The organism is Streptomyces sp. ALB3 (assembly GCF_044385685.1).
Lineage (GTDB): Bacteria > Actinomycetota > Actinomycetes > Streptomycetales > Streptomycetaceae > Streptomyces.
In genome coordinates this window covers 405,769-426,086 of record NZ_JBISCE010000026.1, presented here as the reverse complement: position 1 = coordinate 426,086, position 20,318 = coordinate 405,769, and the positions used below count along the sequence as shown (strand labels likewise).

At 71.8% G+C, this 20,318-nt stretch carries 17 protein-coding genes; 11 read left to right on the top strand and 6 right to left on the bottom strand.

All coding sequences use genetic code 11. The features are described 5' to 3' along the window. Positions 1 to 1,149, top strand: coding sequence for an NAD(P)-dependent alcohol dehydrogenase (locus ACHFIV_RS13895; protein ID WP_398967590.1), 1,149 nt, complete (start codon positions 1 to 3; stop codon positions 1,147 to 1,149). A 53-nt stretch (positions 1,150 to 1,202) separates the two neighbouring features. Beyond that, positions 1,203 to 2,108 (top strand): class I SAM-dependent methyltransferase, encoded by a 906-nt coding sequence (locus ACHFIV_RS13890; RefSeq protein ID WP_398967587.1) that lies wholly within the window; start codon positions 1,203 to 1,205, stop codon positions 2,106 to 2,108. 104 nt (positions 2,109 to 2,212) lie between these two features. On the opposite strand, the gene ACHFIV_RS13885 is transcribed toward ACHFIV_RS13890, so the two are convergent. Further along, entirely contained in the window at positions 2,213 to 2,440 is a 228-nt protein-coding gene (locus ACHFIV_RS13885) for a DUF5133 domain-containing protein (RefSeq protein ID WP_398967584.1), read from the bottom strand. A gap of 159 nt (positions 2,441 to 2,599) precedes the next feature. Here ACHFIV_RS13885 and ACHFIV_RS13880 point away from each other — a divergent pair, with 159 nt between their 5' ends. Together ACHFIV_RS13880 and ACHFIV_RS13875 are read left to right on the top strand one after the other, a co-directional pair. Continuing rightward, positions 2,600 to 2,974 carry a VOC family protein gene (locus tag ACHFIV_RS13880; protein WP_398967581.1) on the top strand — a complete coding sequence of 125 codons (375 nt, stop codon included), beginning with the start codon at positions 2,600 to 2,602 and terminating at the stop codon, positions 2,972 to 2,974. 131 nt (positions 2,975 to 3,105) lie between these two features. After that, positions 3,106 to 4,221, top strand: coding sequence for an AI-2E family transporter (locus ACHFIV_RS13875; protein WP_398967578.1), 1,116 nt, complete (start codon positions 3,106 to 3,108; stop codon positions 4,219 to 4,221). 123 nt (positions 4,222 to 4,344) lie between these two features. Here ACHFIV_RS13875 and ACHFIV_RS13870 read toward each other — a convergent pair whose 3' ends face one another. Further along, positions 4,345 to 5,889: a DUF6056 family protein gene (locus tag ACHFIV_RS13870; RefSeq protein ID WP_398967575.1), complete on the bottom strand. Its 1,545-nt coding sequence runs from the start codon at positions 5,887 to 5,889 to the stop codon at positions 4,345 to 4,347. Positions 5,890 to 5,895: 6 nt separating this feature from the next. Continuing rightward, complete coding sequence (locus tag ACHFIV_RS13865) at positions 5,896 to 7,359, bottom strand: glycosyltransferase (RefSeq protein ID WP_398967572.1); 1,464 nt, start codon at positions 7,357 to 7,359, stop codon at positions 5,896 to 5,898. Between the two features lie 238 nt (positions 7,360 to 7,597). On the opposite strand from ACHFIV_RS13865, the gene ACHFIV_RS13860 reads away from it, so the two are divergent. After that, positions 7,598 to 8,035 carry a glutaredoxin domain-containing protein gene (locus tag ACHFIV_RS13860; protein ID WP_398967569.1) on the top strand — a complete coding sequence of 146 codons (438 nt, stop codon included), beginning with the start codon at positions 7,598 to 7,600 and terminating at the stop codon, positions 8,033 to 8,035. Positions 8,036 to 8,099: 64 nt separating this feature from the next. Here ACHFIV_RS13860 and ACHFIV_RS13855 read toward each other — a convergent pair whose 3' ends face one another. From ACHFIV_RS13855 to ACHFIV_RS13845, 3 genes are read right to left on the bottom strand one after another with little or no spacing between them, the layout of a single operon-like run. Next, positions 8,100 to 10,166, bottom strand: a complete 2,067-nt coding sequence (locus ACHFIV_RS13855; RefSeq protein ID WP_398967566.1) for an iron ABC transporter permease — start codon at positions 10,164 to 10,166, stop codon at positions 8,100 to 8,102. A 6-nt stretch (positions 10,167 to 10,172) separates the two neighbouring features. Then, complete coding sequence (locus tag ACHFIV_RS13850) at positions 10,173 to 11,153, bottom strand: ABC transporter substrate-binding protein (protein ID WP_398967563.1); 981 nt, start codon at positions 11,151 to 11,153, stop codon at positions 10,173 to 10,175. Next, the gene (locus tag ACHFIV_RS13845) at positions 11,150 to 12,073 is read right to left on the bottom strand and encodes an ABC transporter ATP-binding protein (protein ID WP_398967560.1); all 924 of its coding nucleotides are present in this window, start codon (positions 12,071 to 12,073) and stop codon (positions 11,150 to 11,152) included. The genes ACHFIV_RS13850 and ACHFIV_RS13845 overlap by 4 nt, the downstream gene beginning before the upstream one ends. Before the next feature lie 695 nt (positions 12,074 to 12,768). Between ACHFIV_RS13845 and ACHFIV_RS13840 the strand changes: the two genes are divergently transcribed. The 6 genes from ACHFIV_RS13840 to ACHFIV_RS13815 all read left to right on the top strand — a co-directional run bounded on the left by ACHFIV_RS13840 (position 12,769) and on the right by ACHFIV_RS13815 (position 20,309). Beyond that, a complete protein-coding gene (locus ACHFIV_RS13840) occupies positions 12,769 to 14,124 on the top strand; it encodes a lysine N(6)-hydroxylase/L-ornithine N(5)-oxygenase family protein (RefSeq protein ID WP_398967557.1) in 1,356 nt (451 codons plus the stop codon). 177 nt (positions 14,125 to 14,301) lie between these two features. Next, positions 14,302 to 15,360, top strand: coding sequence for a FecCD family ABC transporter permease (locus tag ACHFIV_RS13835; protein ID WP_398967554.1), 1,059 nt, complete (start codon positions 14,302 to 14,304; stop codon positions 15,358 to 15,360). Further along, positions 15,357 to 16,445 carry a FecCD family ABC transporter permease gene (locus ACHFIV_RS13830; RefSeq protein WP_398967551.1) on the top strand — a complete coding sequence of 363 codons (1,089 nt, stop codon included), beginning with the start codon at positions 15,357 to 15,359 and terminating at the stop codon, positions 16,443 to 16,445. The genes ACHFIV_RS13835 and ACHFIV_RS13830 overlap by 4 nt, the downstream gene beginning before the upstream one ends. Before the next feature lie 40 nt (positions 16,446 to 16,485). Beyond that, complete coding sequence (locus ACHFIV_RS13825; RefSeq protein ID WP_398967548.1) at positions 16,486 to 17,325, top strand: ABC transporter ATP-binding protein; 840 nt, start codon at positions 16,486 to 16,488, stop codon at positions 17,323 to 17,325. Between the two features lie 115 nt (positions 17,326 to 17,440). Then, positions 17,441 to 18,487, top strand: coding sequence for an iron-siderophore ABC transporter substrate-binding protein (locus tag ACHFIV_RS13820; RefSeq protein WP_398967546.1), 1,047 nt, complete (start codon positions 17,441 to 17,443; stop codon positions 18,485 to 18,487). Between the two features lie 34 nt (positions 18,488 to 18,521). Next, positions 18,522 to 20,309, top strand: coding sequence for an ABC transporter ATP-binding protein (locus ACHFIV_RS13815; protein WP_398967543.1), 1,788 nt, complete (start codon positions 18,522 to 18,524; stop codon positions 20,307 to 20,309). The last annotated feature ends 9 nt before the right edge of the window (positions 20,310 to 20,318 follow it).

The window sequence follows — 20,318 nt, the reverse complement described above, 5'->3', positions numbered from 1 at the left end:
ATGAGGTTCGGTGCGGCGGTGCTGCGCTCGTACGGAAACCGCTTCGCCGTCGAGGAGGTGATGCTGAACACCGGGCCCGCGGACAGGGAGGTCCTGGTCAGGATCGCGGGCTGCGGGATGTGCCGGACCGACCTCGCGGTCCGGCGTTCGGAAGGCCGCACACCGCTGCCGGCGGTGCTCGGCCACGAGGGCGCCGGGGTCGTCGTGGAGACGGGCGGTCCGGACACCGGCCTGAGCACCGGTGACCATGTCGTGCTGAGCTTCGACTCCTGCGGACACTGCCGGAGTTGCGTGAGCGGGTCCCCGGCCTACTGCGACTCCTTCGCCTCGCTCAACCTCTTCGGAGGGCGCAGTGAGGACGCGGGGCGGTTCACCGACGCGGCAGGGGGCGCGCTGGCCCCCCGGTGGTTCGGCCAGTCCTCGTTCGCCGAGTACGCGATGGTTCCGGCCCGCAACGCCGTCCGGGTCGATCCCTCGCTGCCCGTCGAACTGCTCGGGCCGCTCGGCTGCGGCTTCCTCACCGGGGCCGGAGCGGTCTTCAACTCCTTCGGAGCCGGCCCCGGCGACACTGTCGCCGTCTTCGGGGCGGGAGCGGTCGGCCTGGCCGCGGTGATGGCGTCCGCCGCCGCCGGGGCGGTGACCGTGGCCGTCGACCGCCACCCTCAGCGACTGGCCCTCGCCGAGCGACTCGGCGCGATCCCGCTGCACGCCGCGTCAACCGGCCTGTCCGACCGGATCAGGCGGCTGACCGACGGCGGCGCGCAGTACGCACTCGACACCACGGGTTCCGCCGAGCTGATCGACGCGGCGCTCCGTGCCCTGCGCCCGACCGGTCACCTCGGCCTGGTGGCACGGCTGCACACCGTCCTCCCGATCCGGCCGGGCGCACTGGACCGAGGCCGCACGATGTCCCACATCTGCGAGGGGGACGCGGTACCCGCACTGCTGATCCCACGCCTGACCGCACTCTGGCAGGCCGGACGGTTCCCCTTCGACCAACTGATCCGCACGTACCCTCTGGCCGCCATCAACGAGGCCGAGCGCGACTGCGACACGGGCCGTGTGGTCAAGCCCGTGCTGATTCCGGAGGGGACCGGCCGACGGGGGAGAACCTCGGCCGCGCGCCCCGTCGGTCCGGACGCCACGTGACGCGCGGCCACAGCCGTACAGGGCCCTCACCCGTACCGAACAAGGGAGTACACATGGCCGGCACAGCGCAGAGCACCGCCGTCGAGGGAGTCGAGGGCGGTGTCGGACTGACCGCTCTTCTGGTCGCCGCGGCACGGGCGATCGAGACCCACCGTCCTGACAGCCTCGCTCAGGACGTCTACGCGGAACACTTCGTGCTCGCCGCTCCGCCGTCCGCGAGGTGGCCGGTCCGTATGGAGCACGTTCCGGACGGCGACGACAACCCGCTGTGGGGACGGTTCGCCCGCTACTTCGGCCTGCGCACACGGGTCCTCGACGACTTCCTCCTCCAGTCGGTGCAGGTGGGTGGCGCCCGCCAGGTCGTGCTGCTCGGGGCAGGGCTGGATTCACGGGCCTTCCGGCTCGACTGGCCCTCCGGCTGCGTGATCTTCGAGATCGACAGGGAGGGCGTGCTGGCCTTCAAGGACCAGGTGCTCGGCGGCATCCGGGCCACACCGAAGGCAGCGCGCGTGCCGATCCCCGTCGACCTGCGGGCCGACTGGGCAGGAGCGCTGACCGGTGCCGGCTTCGACCCGGCCGCACCGAGCGTCTGGCTGGCCGAGGGCCTGCTGTTCTATCTGCCCCCCGCCGCCGAGACCGGCCTCATCGACACGGTGGACCGGCTCGGCGCGGCCGGGAGCTCACTGGCGTACGAGGTGAAAGTGGAGAAGGACCTGCTGGCCTACCGCGACAGCGCGATCTACACCGCGACGAGACACCAGCTCGGCATCGACCTGCTCGACCTGTTCGACACCGAGCCGCGGCCTGACTCCGCGGGCCGTCTCGCAGCCAGGGGCTGGTCCGCCTCGGTCCACACCCCGTTCGACTTCACCCGCCGCCACGGACGGGGCCCGCTGCCCGAGCGGAACGACGCGCTGGCGGGCAACCGGTGGGTGTTCGCGAGGCGGCCCACGCCCTGAGGAGCTTCGCGACCGGCTCCGGGCGCTGCTCCCGGGCCGGCGCGACAGGGAGCGTGGGCCGCCGTACGTGTCCGGGGCGCCGGCGGGGTCCCGGACGGGAGCCGTCAGGCGGTGAGCAGCGAATCGTCCTGGGGACGCGCGCCGGGCAGCTGGTGCCGCGCGGCGATGAGGGCGGCATCGATGTCCCGGGTGCCGGTGACCACGCACAGCGTGTAGGCGATGTCGTCCATCCGTTGCCGCACCTCCGCGGTGCCGTTCTCCGCGTGCAGGATCCGCAGGGTGTCGTACTGCTCGAGCAGGTTCCGCAGCACCGCGGGGTGGGCCATCAGCACCGGAATCTCCTTCTTACTGTCACTGACGAGTCGTTCGCGGACCCGCTTACCCCCGGTCTCCGCCGCTATGCCGGCCCCGTCCCGGCCTCTTGGTCTCCCGCACGGGCGAGAACGCGCGGACGCATGCGTGAGGGCGAGCGACGGGGGCATGGTGGGGGTATGACGACCATCCTCGGTGCCTTCGTTCTCGGCACCCCTGACCCCCCTGCCCTCGCCGACTTCTACCGGGCGATGCTGGGCTGGGAGGAGGCCGAGCGCACGCCGGAGTGGGTCCGCCTGCGGGCTCCGGACCAGGAGCGCCCCGGTCTCAGTTTCCAGCTGGAGCCCGACCACACACCCCCCACGTGGCCTCAACGCCCGGGGACGCAGCAGATGCAGGCGCACCTGGACCTGCGCGTCGACGACCTGGAGGCGGAGACCGAGCGGGCTCGCGCGCTGGGCGCGCGACTCGAGGAATACCAGCCCCAGGAGGGCGTACGGGTCCTGCGCGACCCCCACGGCCACCCCTTCTGCCTCTTCCTCCCGGGCTCCTGAACGACCCGCACTCCTGACGGCCCGCCCTCTCATAGGCGTTCACCGGGCGCCGGAGTGTGCTGCCGGCCACGGCGGGCGTCGCGGCGACCGTGGTGATCCGGAGGAGGACCTGCGGCCCATAGGGTGACCACATGTCTGTCACGTTGAGTCCCACCAAGTCCCGCGCCGCCCTCCGCGCTTCGGCGCGCGTCTCGGGCGAGTTCCTCCTGGTCCTTGCCATGGCCGCAGTGACGGTGTGGCTGCTCGGTCGCATGTGGTCGGTCGTCTGGCCGCTCATAGTCGGCCTGTTGCTCACCACCCTGACGTGGCCCACCGCACGCTACCTACGCCGGCACGGGTGGCCGCCGGCCCTCGCCGCCTCGGTGGTGACGGTGCTCTTCCTCCTGGCTGCCGGAGGGGTGGTGGCGCTGATCGCGGTGCCTGTCGCCTCCCAGTCCGGGGAACTGACCGACGGTGTGGTGGAAGGAATCCAGCGGCTGCGCGAGTGGGCGTCCGGGCCGCCGCTCAACATCGGTGACGACCAGATCACCGGGGCGCTCGATTCGGCGACCGCCCGCATCCAGGACAGCGTCGGCAGCATGGTCACCACGGTCGTCACCGGGGTGGGCACGGTGGTCAACGGTGTGGTCACAGCCGTCCTGGCGATCTTCCTGATGTTCTTCATGCTCAAGGACGGCCCCCGGTTCCTGCCGTGGCTCACACGGCAGCTCCCCGGCCGCTTCGCCACCGACGTCCCCACCGTGGCCGCGCGTGCCTGGACGACGTTGGGTGAGTTCGTGCGCTCGCAGGCCTACGTCGGTCTGCTCGACGCCGTCCTCATCGGCCTCGGCCTGTGGATCGTGGGGGTGCCTCTGGTGCTCCCCCTGGCGGTGCTCACCTTCGTGGCGGCGTTCGTACCCATCGTGGGTGCCCTCTTCGCCGGCTTCGTCGCGGTTCTCATCGCCCTGGTGTCCAACGGACTGACCGACGCCCTGATCGTGCTGGCGATCATCGTCGTGGTGCAGCAGCTCGAGGGCAACGTGTTCCAGCCCATGATCCAGAGCCGCGGGCTCGGTCTGCACGCGGCGGTGATCCTGCTGGCGGTGACGCTGGGTGGCAGTCTGGCCGGCATCGTGGGCAGTCTGCTCGCCGTACCCGTCACGGCGCTGATCGCGGTCGTCTGGAACTACCTGCGCGAGCAGCTCACCGAGCCGCCGCGGGAACCGGGGACCCAGGCGTCACCGAGTGGTGTCGTCCCCCCGTCATAGGACTCCGCGGCGAAGGCCGGACGATCCGGCCGGGGCGTCGGGGACCCCGGGGGACGGCCGCCGCGCAGCAGCTGTCGTCGAGCTGCCCGGCCGTCTCCCTCCGGGGGCTCACCCGCGTGCTGGTCAGGTCCGGCCGGACGGCCGGGTGGCGTCGGTGACGCGGTCGATCCCGTAGTAGTCGGCCACGCACCCTCCGGGCCAGTAGGAGCGTCCCTCCCGGCTGAACGGCTCCAGCATCTGACTGATGACCAGCCGTTCGTACGGGAGGACGGTGGCGCCCGCGTTCGCCCCCTCGCGCAGCCGCCGGTCCTGGGCGTCCCATTTCCCGGCCCGTGCGCGCATGTCCGCGTCAAGTTCGTGCAACGCGACGGCCGGGCCGAGGCAGACCAGGACGCAGAGTGCCCCGCAGGCGGCCGGCAGCGGGCCGGTCCGCCGTACACGCCGTCCGGCCGACACTCCCAGCAGAGCCCCGGCGCCGACGAGCAGGGCCACGTACAGCAGGAGGTAGTCGTTCCACAGCCGGTTGGCGCTGGGGGCGCTGACGCGGTCCTGGAACACCGGGTACGTGACGACGGTGCAGAGGTAGCCGGACACCAGCAGGGCGGCGACGCCGGCACCGGCCACCAGGGGCCACCAGGCGGGCAGGCCGGGCGGGCTCCCGTCCGGTCTCCGGCAGAGCAGACCCAGGAGCACTCCCACCGCCACCGCACCCACGTACTGCCAGGTGGTGACCACCGTCCACGCGATCTCCGCGAACCCGCGCAGTGACGCGGCGAGCGACTCCGGCGCGACCAGGGAGGTCGTGCCCGCCCCGAAGCGTTCCCGCCTGGAGTTCGAGCCGGGTGAGGTGATCAGGACGAGGGCCCCGGCGACGACCCCGGCGACACCCGCCGCACACCAGAGGCGGACGAAGCGCCGAGAAGGGCCGGGGGCGGAACGGCCGCTGAGGAGAAGGGCGGTGACCAGGAGCACCACGACGACGATCGCGGTCTCCTCGGACAGTGTGCCCAGGATCAGACCGGCCACCAGGACGGCCGCGAGGGCCGCCCCCCTGCCACGGCGCGAGCGCGCCACCAGGAGCGGGAGCAACGCGGCGCAGGCCAGCACCGGTGGCATCGTGTGCGAGACGGACGCGGCGGGCCAGTAGAACGTCTTGTACGTGTTGGGCGTGACGAACAGGAAGAGGGCGGTGGAGATGGCCGCGACCAGCAGCGGCAGCCCCCGTGGCACGGCGAGCCTGCCGCGCCGCAGCGCCAGGGCGGTCACCGCCCACAGCACCGCGAGCGTCAGCGCGCCACTGACCGTGCCGAACCACTGGTGGCCCGCCACCTGGAACTTCGCGTAGGCGCCCACCAGCACCGCGTTGGCGACCCGGCCGTTGTCGTCGAAGTAGAACCGGCCGATGAGCCCGGTGACTCCGCTGTCCCGCACCGCGGGCAGGAAGCACCAGTCGTCCGCGCCCGGCCGGACCGACCGGCCCGCCCATGCCGCCGCGGCGAGCAGGAGGAGCGGCGGCAGGGAGAGGGCGGCCAGCCAGGCCGAGGTCCGCGAGCGCGGCCAGGTGTCCCGCTCCGGCCTGCCCGGCGCGTCCTCGTGGCCTCGCGTGTCCTGCCGTCGCGTGGGCTCGGGGCGCTCCGGGGGCGCGGATTCCGGTGCGCCGTCGGACATCTGTCCTCACCTGTCCTCTGAGGAGTGGAGGGGCCGGCCGGGGAGCGGCTCCCCGGCCGGCCCCTCCGCCGGCGCGACGGCCCCGGCGGGTGCGGGGGCCGGGCGGCGGCCCGACATGATCGCCCACCGGGCCAGCAGGAAGGAGACCGGTGTGACGAGGGCGCCGGCGGCGAGGGCAGCCACGTTCTTGTCCATGCCGAGACCGCTGACGGCTCCGTACAGAAGCGCGCCGGACGCCGCGAGGTTGACGGCGCTGGACAGGGGATAGCGCACGAACGCGCGCACGGTCGGCTTGGTCCGGCAGGTGACGTAGGAGTTGAGCAGGAACGAGCACACGATGCTGACCGCATAGCCGAGGACATGGGCGGTCAGGTAGGGGATCCACCGGTTGAGGACGGCGTAGACACCGAGATAGACGACTGTGTTCACACAGCCGACGAGCACGAAACTGCCGAACTGGCGTGCCGTGCGCACCCGGGGTGCGACCAGGCCGTCCAGCTCCGCGACGACCGGGGGAGGGGAACGGTCCTGCAGCGCGGGACCGTTCTCTTCGGTCTCCCGCACCACGTAGGGCGGGCGGTGCTTCGTCTCGTGATAGATGCGCCCCACGTACTCACCGATCACCCCGAGCGTGACCAGCTGGATGCCGCTGAGGGCCACCACCGCGGTGAGCAGGGTCGCGTAGCCCGGAGTGTCGGCTCCGTGCAGCACGACGGTCACGACGGTCCACGCCGCGTAGGCCAGAGCCGACAGGAACACCCAGAAGCCGGCGTAGATGGCCAGGCGGAGCGGACGGTTGTTGAACGACAGGAGCCCGTCGATCCCGTAGTTCAGCAACCGTCTGCTGCCCCACTTCGACCGGCCGGCCACGCGTTCGCTGTTGCGGTACCGGAAGCTGACCGTGTCGAAGCCGATCCAGGAGAAGATCCCCTTGGAGAAGCGGTTGCTCTCCGGCAGGGACAGCACGCTCTGCACCGCCCGCCGGGACAGCAGCCTGAAATCCCCCGACCCGTCGAGGAGCTCCACGTCCACGCAGCGACGCACGACCGCGTAGTAGGCGTGGCTGAGGGTGCTGCGGAACACGCCCTCACCCGAGCGGTCGCGGCGCGGGATGACCTGGTCGTAGCCGTGCCGGTGCAGTTCGAGCATGCGGGGGATGAGCTCGGGCGGATGCTGGAGGTCGGCGTCCATGATGACCACGGCGTCCCCGCGTGACATGCGGAGACCGGCGAGCATGGCGGCTTCCTTGCCGAAGTTCCGGCTGAACGCCGTGTAGCGGGTCCGTTCGTCCTGTGCGGCGAAGGAGTTGAGCAGGAGCCGTGTGCGGTCGGCACTGCCGTCGTCCACGTAGCAGATCTCGAAGCCCTCCCCGAGCCCTTCGAGGACCGGGACCAGAGCCGCGTGGAACGACCTGATGCCCTCGGCCTCGTTGAAGCACGGCACGACGACCGACAGCTGAAGGCCGGTCACGCGACACCTCCGGACGTCCTCGGACTCGGGACCACGCATGCCGGATCGCTCCGACGCTCCACCGCGGCCCATCCAACGGCGAGGGACTGCTCTTTGCGCTCCGCACGCGCGGACAGCCGCACTCTTTCGCACGAACGGCGCACGCACGGGCGCACGAGCGGCGGCGTCGGGTCAGCCGAGTGTGCGCTCCCACCGGGACGGCACACCGGCACCCACGTCGCAAGTACCCTGCGTGATCATGACACGTGTGTGGATCATCCCCGTGGTGCTGGTGCTGTCCGGCTCGTTCCTCGCGGCCTCGCAGGGCGCCGAAGGGGCCGTGGGCGCCTCGGTGGCGCTCCTGGCTGTGTTCGTCCTGCTCGCGGGGGTGTACTCGCCGCTGCCCTTCCCGCCGTCGACGGACACGGCGGAGGCGCGACGCCGCAGCGCGGCCGACGGCGGACCGATCGTCTTCTGGCGGCCCGGCTGCACGTACTGCCTGCGCCTGCGCCTCCGGCTGGGCCGCAGCGCCCGCCGGGTGCACTGGGTCGACATCTGGCGCGACCCGGCCGGGGCGGCGGTGGTGAGGGAAGCGAACGGCGGTGACGAGACCGTGCCGACCGTCGTGGTGGCGGGCCGGCCGTACGTCAACCCCGATCCCCGCTGGGTGCGCGGACAGCTGCCTCCGTCATCCTGAGCAGGCGAAGCGCTTCGTACGCGCGTCCGGGCGGGGCGGGCCCGACGGACCACCCCGCCCGGTCTCAGCGTCGCGTGCGGACCAGCAGGTAGACGAAGTACGGCGCGCCGATGACGGCCGTCATCAGACCGGCGCCGAGCTGCGCCGGTGCGATCACCGTGCGTCCCGCCAGATCCGCCAGGCAGACCAGCACGCCCCCGAGCATGAGCGCCACCGGGACCACCCTTGCGTGCCGCTTGCCCACGAGCGCGCGTGCCGCGTGCGGGGCGACCAGCCCCACGAAGGCGATCGTTCCCGCGGCAGCGACGGCGGTGGCGGCGAGCAGGACGGCCACCACGAGGAAGCCGAGACGTGTGCGGGGGAGCCCCAGGCCGAGGAGTCTCGGCGTGTCCTCGTCGAGCGCGACGAGATCCAGCTCCCGGCGGCGCACCACGGCGAGGACGGCACCGACCGCCAGGACGACGGCCACGGGGACCACATCGGGCATGTTCCGGCCGTAGGTGGATCCCGAGAGCCACGTCAGCGCCTTCGTCGTGTCGAACGGGTCGCTGAGCACGATGACGAGGCTGATCAGCGCCGCCGCGGCGGCGGAGACCCCGACCCCGAGCAGGACCAGACTGTTCTGCCGGAAACCGCCCCGGGCGGCCAGCCCGAAGACGAACGCCGCGGTGACGGCCGCTCCGCCGAACGCGGCTCCCGCGACCTCCCATGAGCCCGGCGACTGCACGGTGGTCACCAGGAGGACGGCGCCGAGACCGGCGCCTCCGGAAACCCCAAGGACGCCGGGTTCCGCGAGCGGGTTCCGGGTCACGGCCTGAACCAGGGTGCCCGACAGGGCCAGCGCGCCTCCCGCGAGTACCGCGGCCGTCACCCGGGGCACCCGGGTGTCCAGGACGAAGGTGACGACCCGGCCGGCCCGTCCCTGCGCCCAGTTCACGACGTCGCCGAGCAACAGCTTCGAGTCGCCCAGGAGAACGGCCGCGATCAGCAGGCCCACGAGGGCGAGGGCGAGCACGACCGCGGTGACGAGGAACGCCGTCCGGCTCGGTATCCGCAACCGGTCCGGTGCCTCGGCCGAGGCAGTATCACGGAGACGCAGCGCCATGACCACGAGGAACACCCCGCCGACCACGGTCGTGACGACGCCCGTGGGTACCTCCACCGCGGTGTCGGCGGGCACGACGGCGCGCAGCAGCACATCCGAGCCGAGCACGAGGGCGGCGCCGACGAGCCCCGCCACGGGCAGGTGCACCCGGGAGCGTACGAGACCCCGGAACCGGCGGGCGAGGGGCCGGACCAGCGCGGGCGCGCAGAGGCCGACGAAGCCGATCGGGCCCGCGAGTGTGACCGCCGCCGCGGAGAGCAGGGTGGCGAGCACGACGGTGGTGATCCGGGTCCCGCGGACGGGGACCCCGAGTCCCCGGGCGGCGTCGTCCCCCAGGGCGAGGGCGTCGATACGGCGTGAGACGAGCAGCAGCCCGGCCAGGCCTACGACGATGACCGGAACCATCTGGAGGGCGCCGTCGAACCCGTTCTGGCCGATGCTTCCCTGGTTCCACCTGTACAGGCCCTCGGTCTGCTGGGGGAAGAGGAGGAGGAGCGCCTCGGTCACCGCGTTGAGTCCCAGTGCGAGCGCCGTGCCCGCGAGGACGAGGCGGACGGTGCCCCTGCCGAGTCCCGACAGCCCGAGCACGACCGCGGCGGCGGCGAGACCGCCGACGAACGCGGCTCCGGACGAGGCGAGGAGCGGGAGGGTGGTGCCGGTCACGGCGACCACCCCGAGCGCCAGGTAGGAACCGGCGTTCACGGCGAGGGTGTCCGGCGAGGCGAGCACGTTGCGGCTGACCGCCTGGAGGGCGGCGCCCGCCATACCGAGCGCCAGTCCGACGAGGATGCCGGCGACCATCCTCGGGAGCCGGGACGCGATGACGACGGAGGAGTCCTCGGCCTCCGCGTTCCCGGTGAGCGCGTCCCATACCTCGGACGTGCCGACGTGTGCGGTGCCCTGGGTGATGTCGACTGCGGCGAGAGCCGTGACCAGCAGCACGAGCGTGGCCGTCACGGCGGCCGCGCCCGTCGTGGCCGCGGCGGAGCGGTCACGGCCCACCGCGGTCTTCTCTATGACGGCCACGGTGTACTACTTCGTCAGCGCGTCGACGAGGGAGTCGATGTACGCCTCCATCGAGCGGGGACCGCCGAACATCCAGACGCCGTCGGGCAGCCGGTGCACGTTGCCTGCCTTCACGAAGGGGAGCGACTTCCACACGGCGTTCTTCGCGAGCGGGCCGGTGAAGGCGTCACCGTCGACGTCGTTGGCGACGTACGTGAACTGGACGTCGCCGAGGCCGGTGAGGCCTTCCACGTCGGTGGTGGCGAGGCCGTAGCTCTTGTCCCCTTCGACGGTCCACGCGTTCTTCAGACCGAGCCGCTCGTTGACGGCGCCGAGGAGGGATCCGCCGGTGTACGCGCGGATGGAGACCTGGTTCGACGCCACGTAGCCGTCGGCGGAGGCGATCTCAGCGCCACCGAGGCCCGCGTCCGCGAGAGCCTTCTTGCCCTCGGCGACACTCGCCTCGAAGTCCTTCTTGAGCGTGTCCGCCTGGGCCTCCTTCCCGGTGGCCTTCGCGATGAGGTCGAGACCGTCCGTCATCGTGCCGATCTGGTCGGCGGCGTCTGCGGCGGTGACCTCAAGGACGGGCGCGACCTTGCGGAGCTGCTTCACCACGGCGGGCGGGAGGTCGCTGGTGGCGACCACGAGGTCGGGCGCGAGCGCCGCGACGCTGTCGATGCTCGGCTCGCCGCGGGTGCCGATGTCCTTGGGGCTGCCGGTGAGCGGGGCCGCGGTGTTCCACGCGGTGTAGCCCTTCACGTCCGCCACGCCCACCGGGGCGACCCCGAGGGCGACCAGGTCCTCGACGACGTTCCACTCGGTGGCGACGACCTTCGTGGCCGGGCCGTCGAGAGTCACCTTCGTGCCCTTGGCGTCGGTGAGCGTGATCTTCTCGGCGGCCTTGCCCGAAGCCGCGGAGTCGTCGGAGGAAGGCTCCGTGGTCCCGCAGGCAGCCAGGGAGAGGGCGGCGACGGCGACGGTGGCCGTGGCGAGGAAGTGACGTCTCATGAGGAGGTGCTGAGCCTTTCGGATCGTGAGTGGTGGCGGCCGATCGCGCGGGTGCGCAGCCGGCCGGTCGAGGCATCGGTGTCCACGTCGATGCGGATGCCGTAGACGTCCGACAGAAGGTCCGGAGTGAAGACGTCCTCGGGTGCGCCGTCGGCGACGATGCGACCCGCGCGCAGCAGTGCGACACGGTCGGCGACGGCGGCTGCCTGGTCGAGGTCGTGGAGGACGACACCCACGGCGATACCGTGGACGTCGGCGAGATCTCGCATGAGGTCGAGCAGTTCGACCTGGTAGCGGAGGTCGAGGTAGGTGGTCGGTTCGTCGAGGAGGAGTACGCCGGTCTCCTGGGCGAGGCAGCTGGCGAGCCAGACACGCTGGAGTTGTCCGCCGGAGAGCTGATCGACGCCCCGGCCGGCCAGGTCCTCCACGCCGGTGAGGCCGAGCGCCCGGTCCACGGCGGCTGTGCCGCGTGGGTCGGGGCGGCCCCAGCGGCCCCGGTGGGGGTAGCGGCCGAACTCGACCACATCGCGGACGGTAAGCCCGCCCGGCGTCGAACGGGACTGCGTGAGGAGCGCGACCCGACGGGCGAACTCGCGGGTTCCGAGTGCGAAGCCGTCCGTCGCGCCGTCCGCCCCGGTGCCGACGGTGAGCGTGCCGGTGCGAGCGCTCTGCAGCCGGGCGAGGGTACGCAACAGCGTGGACTTCCCGCTGCCGTTGGGGCCGACGAGGGCTGTCACCTCGGCCGGCCGCAGGGCGATGGCCGCTTCGTGTACGACGTCGACGCGGCCGTACGCCACCGTCACCCCGTCGGCGGACAGACCGTGGCCACGCGTAGGCGGCACACCGGCAGCCACGGGGGCGGCCACAGGGGTGGCCACGGCGGTAGCCACAGCACTGGAAGTGCTCTCACCAGCTCTCATGGGCCTTAGGTTAGCCTGCCCTTACGTTGTTGTTGACCACCCCCTCCCCGGCGGGGAGAAGAGCGACGGATGCCGGTGCGCCGCCGCTCCGGCCCGGCCGGGGCGGCCCGTGACGCGGGCCGGTCTCCGGGGGTCCGCGCAGCCGGTGGCCGCCGCGCCGACGCCTGCCTCCCGGTCGTCGGGATCCGCGCCGGTACCGGCCGCCCCGCGTGCCGAAGCGTGGCGGTGCCATGCGTGTGACGTCTGCGGCTGACGCTTCCCGCATCCGGCGTTCAGGGATCCGCGCGGGCCGCGCCGGGCGGGGCGGGGCGCGCGGGGTCCGCTGCTTCCCGGTCCCGCCCTGGTGCACCCTCACTCACCGGTGGCGGCGAGGGTTCACCCCGCGCCTCGGCGGGGCAGGTCCGGACCCTGCCGGTGCGCGCCCAGGTCCGGTACCCGAACATGGCGATGCGGATGGGGCCTCCACGTACGGGAACTGACGGGGGATCAGTGGACCGAGCCCCGCGTCGTCCCACAACAGGGCCTTGCGGCACCCCTGTTGTGGGGTGCGGGAGTGCCGCTCTCCCGCATTGCCCTATCGACAGCTCCGCCAGATGAGCTTAGGCTCACCTAAATTAACGGGGCCACCCCGTCGGCGCGCCCGACCTCTGGTCTCCGCACGTCTTCAGGCGGGTTCCCCGCACGATGGGAGTGACATGTCACAGGTTCGCCCTGGCGACGCACCACCGGTCCACGACCTGATCGGCATAGGCTTCGGACCGTCCAACGTGGCCATGGCGATTGCGCTCACCGAGCACAACGCGGGCCCCGGCGGGCAGGAGCCGGTCAGCGCCCACTTCTTCGAGCAGCAGCCCCGGTTCGGCTGGCACCGCGGCATGCTGATCGACGACGCGACCATGCAGGTGTCCTTCCTCAAGGACCTGGTGACGCTCCGGAACCCGGCCAGCGAGTTCAGCTTCCTGTGCTATCTGAAGAGCAGGGGCCGGCTGGTCGACTTCATCAACCACAAGAACCTCTTCCCCCTCCGGGTCGAGTTCCACGACTACTTCGAGTGGGCCGCGGCCAAGGTCGGGAGCATGGTCTCCTACGGCCACGAGGTTCTCGGCGTCACTCCTGTCCTCCGTGACGGAGTAGTCGAGCACCTGGACGTGACGGTCCGCTCGGGTGAGGGGCTGGTGGTGCACCGGGCCCGCAACGTCGTCATCGGGACAGGGCTGCGCCCTCTCATGCCCGAGGGTGTGGAGCGCGGTGACCGTGTGTGGCACAACTCCGAACTGCTGGCGAAGGCGGACGGGCTGGAAGGCACTTCGCCCTCCCGGTTCATCGTCGTGGGTGCCGGGCAGAGCGCCGCCGAGAACGTCGCCTACCTGCACCGCCGGTTCCCGGGAGCCGAGGTCTGCGCGGTCTTCTCACGCTACGGCTACAGCCCCGCCGACGACAGCAGCTTCGCCAACAGGATCTTCGACCCCGGGGCGGTCGACGAGTACTTCGCGGCACCCGAGGGCGTCAAGCGCAAGCTGATGGGCTACCACGGCAACACCAACTACTCCGTGGTGGACATCGACCTGATCGACGACCTGTACCGGCAGATGTACCAGGAGAAGGTCCTCGGCACCGAGCGGCTGCGCTTCCTCAACGTCTCCCGGCTCGCCGCCGTCGAGGAGAAGCCCGACACCGTCCACGCCACGGTGCAGTCCCTCGTGACGGGCGAGGAGACCGTCCTGGACGCCGATGTCGTGGTCTTCGCCACCGGCTACAGCCCGGTCGACCCCCTCGGCCTCCTGGGGGAGGCCGCGAACCGCTGCGTCCGCGACGAGGACGGACGCGTCCGCGTCGAGCGCGACTACCGCATAGTGACCGATCCCGAACTGCGGTGCGGGATCTACCTGCAGGGCGGCACGGAACACACGCACGGCATCACCTCGGCCCTGCTGTCCAACACCGCTGTCCGAGTCGGCGAGATCCTGGACTCGCTGCTCGACAGGGGTCTCAAGGCCGCCTCGGACGAGGCCCGGCCGGTCGTGGAGGCGGCGGGCGGCACGGTCGGCTAGGCCGCGCCCCGGGACCGTTCCCTGTACACCGTGCCCCCGGGCGCCGGGCGGGAGCGGGCTCGGCCCCGCCGCCGCGCGCACGGCCCGTGGAGCGCCGGTGTGCCCACCTCGCTCAGGCGGACAGCGCCCGACCACCCACGCGTCAACCGTAGATCAAGAGGGATATCGTACGTCGACATGAGCGCGACTGCAGTGGAGCGCCCTGCGCCCGGGGGCACGGCGGAAGCCCGTCGAAGGCGGGTCGCGGGCTTCGGCGCGCTCGCGGCGATCCTCGTGGTCCTGGCGGCCGCTTCCCTGGCGGTGGGCGCGCGTGCGCTGAGTCCGGCGGAGGTGTGGCACGGGCTGTCCGCCGCGCCCGACGCCGACCAACGCCTCACCGAGATCAGGCTGATCGTGCGGACGGTGCGGGTGCCCAGGACGGTGCTCGCGATCGTCGCGGGCGTCGCCCTCGGGACCGGCGGGGCGCTGATCCAGGGGTACACACGCAACCCGATCGCGGACACCGGGCTGTTGGGGGTGAACGCCGGAGCCTCGTTCGCCGTGGTGACGGTGATCGCCCTGTTCGGTCTCGCCGACCCGCTCCAGTACGTCTGGTTCGCGTTCCTCGGGGCGGCGCTCGCCGGGGTCGTGGTGTTCGGGCTGTCGAGCATCGGCCGGGGAGCAGGCAACCCGCTGACCCTCGCCCTCGCGGGCCAAGGGGTCACGGTGTTCCTCGCGGCGATGACCACGGCGGTCGCCCTGTCGGACCTGAAGTCGCTCAACGCGCTCAGGTTCTGGAACGCGGGGTCGGTGGCCGGTGTCGGCTTCGACGTCATCTGGCCGGTGACCGTGTTCATCGCCGCCGGTGTGGTGCTGGCGCTCACCATGCTGCCGGCCCTCAACCTGCTGAACCTGGGGGACGACGTGGCCCGGGGGCTGGGCGTGAACACGGCGCTGAGCCGGACGGTCGGCATCGTCGCCATCACCCTGCTGGCCGGGGCGGCGACCGCGGCGTGCGGACCCATCGCGTTCCTCGGGCTCATGGTCGCCCACGTCGCCCGGTACCTGACCGGGCCGGACTACCGCTGGCTGGTGCCGTACGCGGGGCTCCTGGGGGCGGTCGTCCTTCTGGTCTGCGACATCGTGGGTCGAGTGGTGGTGCGGCCGGGCGAGCTGGACGCGGGTGTCGTCGTCGCCCTCCTCGGGGCCCCGTTCTTCGCGGCTCTCGTGTGGCGAGGAAAGTTCAGGAGCGCATGACGGGAACGGATGCGGGGCGACCGGTGACCGGGGCGGACGCGAAACGACCGGTGGTTCCCGGTGTGCGACTGGGGCGGGTGTCGTTCGTCTGGCGGCCCTGGCTCGTGTGCGTCACGCTGCTGCTGGCGGCGGTCACCTGCCTGGTCTTCTGTCTGTCGATCGGGGTCGGGGACTTCCCCATCGGTCTGCCCCGGGTGGTCGCGACGATCCTCGGCCGGGGCGAGCAGGTCGACGAGTTCGTGATCATGGACCTGCGGATGCCGCGTGCGCTGGCCGGCCTCCTGGTCGGGACCGCTCTGGGGGTGTCGGGGGCGATCACGCAGTCCATCGCCCGGAATCCGCTGGCCAGCCCCGACATCCTGGGGATCACCGGGGGAGCGAGCGCCGTCGCGGTGTTCCTGGTCACGGTGTCGGGCGGGACCACGGCCGCGGTCGTCAGCACCGTCGGTCTGTCGGCCGCCGCGCTCGCCGGCGGCCTCGGGACGGGCCTGCTGGTGTACTTCCTGGCATGGCGGCGCGGGATCGACGGTTTCCGGCTCATCCTCATCGGCATCTCGGTGACCGCGGTGATGGAGGCGATCACCACCTGGCTCCTGGCCACCGCCGACATCAGGGACGTGGCCCGGGCGCAGGCGTGGCTGGTCGGATCGCTGGACAACCGCTCGTGGGACGAGGTCCGGGTGGTGTTCTGGTGCACGCTCGTCCTCATGGCGGTCGTGGCCGGTGCCGCGTTCCAGTTCAAACCCATGCACCTCGGCGACGACATCGCCGCGGGTCTGGGCGTCCGCTTCTCGAGGGTGCGGGCGGTCCTCCTGCTGTGCGCGGTCCTGCTGGCCGCCGCCGCGGTGAGCGCGGCCGGTCCGGTCCCGTTCGTGGCGCTGGTGGCGCCCCAGGTGGCGATGCGTCTGGCGCGGTGCCCGACGCCACCCCTCCTGGCCTCAGGCCTGGTGGGCGCGCTCCTGCTGACCGGCGCCGACCTGACCGCGCGCTCGGCGCTGCCGATCACACTCCCCGTCGGCGTGGTCACCGCCGCGATCGGCGGGCCCTTCCTGGTGTACCTGCTGGTGCGGGCGAACCTCCGCTAGAAGAAGAAACGACCGTACGGACCGGACAACGGGGGGACCTGTGGGCGCTCAGCACATCACGACGACCGATTCGGCGGCCGGGGACGTCCCGCGTCTGGCAGCCAGGGGTGTCACGGTCGGCTACGGCGGACGGACCGTCATCGAAGACCTCGACGTGACGGTCCCGCCCGGACTGATCACCACGATCATCGGCCCCAACGGCTGTGGGAAGTCGACGCTGTTGCGCACCCTGACGCGGCTGCTCAAGCCGACGGCGGGCGCCGTCGTCCTGGACGGCGAGGACATCGTCAAGCTCAGGACCAGGGACGTGGCCAAGAAGCTCGGCCTTCTGCCGCAGGCTCCGGTCGCGCCGGAAGGGCTCACCGTGGCCGATCTGGTGGCCAGAGGACGTCATCCCCACCAGAGCTGGCTGCGGCAGTGGTCCTCGGACGACGCCTCGGTCGTCGAGCGCGCGCTGGCCATGACCGGGGTGTCCGAACTCGCCGACCGTCCGGTCGACTCGCTGTCCGGCGGTCAGCGCCAGCGGGTGTGGATATCGATGACACTGGCTCAGGGCACCGACCTGCTGCTGCTGGACGAGCCGACCACGTATCTGGACCTGGCCCACGCGATCGATGTGCTCGACCTGGTGGACGACCTGCACGAGTCGGGCCGCACCGTGGTCATGGTGCTGCACGACCTGAATCTGGCCACCCGTTACAGCGACCATCTCGTCGTCATGCGCGCGGGGGCCGTCCTGGCGCAGGGGCACCCGAGGGACGTGATCACGGCCGAGCTGTTGCAGGAGGCGTTCGGGCTGCGGGCCAAGGTGATCGAGGACCCGGTGGGTGACCGCCCGCTCATCGTGCCCATCGGGCGTACCCACTCACAGCCCAACTGAGGCCGCCGCAAAGGAATCAGGGAAAGTTAGGCTAGGCTCGCCTCACCCGAGCGGATAGGGTTTGGCTGCCCTCGTACGGGGTGCAGCGAACAGCGCGAAAGCAGGGGATCGCAGGATGTTCTTCCACAGATCGACGTTTCTCAGGCCCCGGCGGCGGCTGGCGGCGACCCTCTCCGCCGCGACGCTCGGCGTCGCCCTCCTCGCGGGATGCGGCTCGGACCCGGCGAAGGAGACGAACGACAAGGCCCCCGCCGCCTCCGGCGCGTTTCCGGTGACGGTGGAGCACGCCTTCGGATCGACGAAGATCACCAAGACTCCCGAGCGGATCGTCTCCGTCGGATACACGGACGACCAGGCCATCCTCGCGCTCGGCATCAAGCCGGTCGGCATGGTCGACCAGTACCCCAACCCGGCCGGCACGTCCCCCGACATCAACACCCAGTGGCCCTGGGTCAAGGACAAGTGGGGCGACACCCGGCCCGAGGTCGTGATGAGCAACGGCGACTCCGGTCCCAACTACGAGAAGATCGCCGCCCTGCGGCCGGACCTGATCATCGCCGTCTACTCCGAGATCGACCAGGCCGCCTTCGACAAGCTGTCGAAGATCGCCCCGACCGTGGGCCGCACCAAGGCCGAGAAGGAGCTCTTCAGCGCTCCGTGGCAGGACAACGCCGTCCACATCGCCAAGGCGCTCGGCAAGGAGGACGAGGGCGCCGCACTGGTGAAGGGCATCCAGGGCAAGCTCGACGCCGCCCGTGAGGCGCACCCGGAGTTCGCGGACCAGACCGCCGTCGCGCTGTCCTGGTACGAGGACTCGGTGGCGCCCTTCACCACCACCGACGTACGCGGGCGCCTGATCACCGGCATCGGCTTCAAGGGTGCGACCAAGATCGACGAGATCGCGGGCGACAAGTTCTACACCCAGCTGTCCCCCGAGCGCATGGACCTGATCGACGTGGACCGCATCTTCGTCATCAACGACAAGGCCGACCAGGACGCGCTGAAGAAGTTCGAGCTGTTCACCAACCTGTCCGCGGTCAAGGCCGGAAAGGTGTCGTACCTGCTGGACAGCGAAGGGCCCGCGGTCGGCGCGGCCATGTCGCAGGGCACCCTGCTCTCCCTGCCGTACGCCATCGACGAGCTCGTCAAGTCGGCCGGCTGATGAGGCAGTCCCCCCGGCCCTCTCCGGGTCCCGAGTGAGCGGCACCGACACGCGCGTCGCCCCGGCCGCCCTGCGCACGGCGGCCGGCGGCGAGTCCACCCGATGGGTGGCCGCGCACTGCCGCGAGACGCCGTGGCTCACGACCGCGACCGTGCTCACCACCGTGGCGGGCGCGGCGCTCCAGGTGCTCCCGGTGCTCCTTCTCGGCCGGGTGGTCGACGCCGTCGTCGACGGCGACGGGCGCTCGGTGCTGGTCACGACCGGGATCCTCATGGGCGCCGCCGCGCTGCTCGGCGCGGCGGCGACCGCGGTCTCCACCTACCTGATCGGACGTCTGGGCGCGGACCTGCTCGCTCAGCTTCGGGAAGCCGCCGTCCGCGCGGTGCTCGGTATGCCGAGCGCGCGCATCGAGCAGGTCGGCCGGGGGGACGTGCTGTCCCGGGTCGGCGACGACGTGGCAGTGCTGTCCAGGGGCATCCGCTCGGCCGTCCCCACGGTCTTCTCGGCCGGCGTGCTGGTCGCGATCGCCACCATCGGCATGTTCGGCCTCGACTGGAGACTGGGCCTGGCGGGCGCCGGCGCGCTGCCCGCGTACGCGCTGGCCCTGCGCTGGTACCTGCCCCGCTCCGCCCCGCTGTACCAGAGGCAACGGGCGGCCCAGGGTGAACGCGCTCAGGCGCTGATCAGCGGTCTGAACGGCATCGACACCGTACGCGCCTACCGCCTGGAGGGTGACTTCCGCGAGAAGGTCACCGTCAAGTCGTGGCACGTACGCGATCTGGGCATCGAGGTCTTCCGGGTCTTCGGCCGGTTCGTCGGCAGGGAGAACCGCGCCGAGTTCATCGGGCTCGTCCTGATACTCGTGGTGGGATACGTCCTGCTGGAGACCGGCGCCGCGAGTCTCGGCGAGGTGTCGGCGGCGCCGCTGATGTTCCACCGCCTGTTCACCCCGCTGGGCGCCATCATGTTCACCTTCGACGAGGCGCAGAAGTCGGGTGCGAGCCTCACCCGTCTGGTCGGGGTGCTGGGCGAGGCCGCTGAGGACCGGCTGGTGGGCGACACCTCCGTGGCGTCCGCCGGCGTCACGCCGCACCAGGTGACGGTGGAGGGACTGACCTTCGGATACCCGGGCTCCGAGGAGCCCGTCCTACGGGACGTCAGCCTGACGATCCCGGCAGGCGGTTCGCTCGCTCTCGTCGGGGCGACGGGCGCGGGCAAGTCCACCCTGGCCGCCCTGATCGCGGGCATCGGCACCCCGCAGACGGGTTCGGTGCGCATCGGGCCGCACGACCTCGCCGGTCTTGACGAGGCGGGCGCGCGGGCCCTCGTGAGCATCCTGACGCAGGAGACACACGTCTTCTCCGGCCCGCTCTCCGGCGACCTGCGGCTCGCCGCACCCCGGGCGACCGACGCCGAGCTGCTCGAGGCACTGCGCACGGTCGGAGCGGGAGACTGGGTCGACGCGTTCCCCGACGGGATGGACACCGTCGTCGGCGAGGGCGGCGAGCGCCTGGACGTCACGAAGGTCGCCCAGATCGCCCTGGCCCGGCTGCTTCTGAGCCGGGCGCCGGTGGTGGTGCTCGACGAGTCGACCGCAGAGGCCGGAAGCGAGGGCGCCGCCGCACTCGAGAGGTCCGTGCGGGCCGCCTGCGCGGGACGGACCACGCTGTTCGTGGCGCACCGTCTGACCCAGGCGATGGCGGCGGACCGGATCGCCGTGCTGGACGCCGGACGCGTGGTGGAGCAGGGAACGCACGAGGAACTCGTGGCCCTGGGCGGACGCTACGCCCGGCTGTGGAGCGCCTGGCGCGAAGGCAGTTAGACACACCTG

What these genes read in the sequence shown, in the direction of transcription:
- ACHFIV_RS13895 (WP_398967590.1), top strand. Translation starts at nt 1, where the DNA reads ATGAGGTTCGGTGCGGCGGTGCTGCGCTCGTACGGAAACCGCTTCGCC.
- ACHFIV_RS13890 (WP_398967587.1), top strand. Translation starts at nt 1,203, where the DNA reads ATGGCCGGCACAGCGCAGAGCACCGCCGTCGAGGGAGTCGAGGGCGGT.
- ACHFIV_RS13880 (WP_398967581.1), top strand. Translation starts at nt 2,600, where the DNA reads ATGACGACCATCCTCGGTGCCTTCGTTCTCGGCACCCCTGACCCCCCT.
- ACHFIV_RS13875 (WP_398967578.1), top strand. Translation starts at nt 3,106, where the DNA reads ATGTCTGTCACGTTGAGTCCCACCAAGTCCCGCGCCGCCCTCCGCGCT.
- ACHFIV_RS13870 (WP_398967575.1), bottom strand. Translation starts at nt 5,889, where the DNA reads ATGTCCGACGGCGCACCGGAATCCGCGCCCCCGGAGCGCCCCGAGCCC.
- ACHFIV_RS13860 (WP_398967569.1), top strand. Translation starts at nt 7,598, where the DNA reads ATGACACGTGTGTGGATCATCCCCGTGGTGCTGGTGCTGTCCGGCTCG.
- ACHFIV_RS13850 (WP_398967563.1), bottom strand. Translation starts at nt 11,153, where the DNA reads ATGAGACGTCACTTCCTCGCCACGGCCACCGTCGCCGTCGCCGCCCTC.
- ACHFIV_RS13845 (WP_398967560.1), bottom strand. Translation starts at nt 12,073, where the DNA reads ATGAGAGCTGGTGAGAGCACTTCCAGTGCTGTGGCTACCGCCGTGGCC.
- ACHFIV_RS13840 (WP_398967557.1), top strand. Translation starts at nt 12,769, where the DNA reads ATGTCACAGGTTCGCCCTGGCGACGCACCACCGGTCCACGACCTGATC.
- ACHFIV_RS13835 (WP_398967554.1), top strand. Translation starts at nt 14,302, where the DNA reads ATGAGCGCGACTGCAGTGGAGCGCCCTGCGCCCGGGGGCACGGCGGAA.
- ACHFIV_RS13830 (WP_398967551.1), top strand. Translation starts at nt 15,357, where the DNA reads ATGACGGGAACGGATGCGGGGCGACCGGTGACCGGGGCGGACGCGAAA.
- ACHFIV_RS13820 (WP_398967546.1), top strand. Translation starts at nt 17,441, where the DNA reads ATGTTCTTCCACAGATCGACGTTTCTCAGGCCCCGGCGGCGGCTGGCG.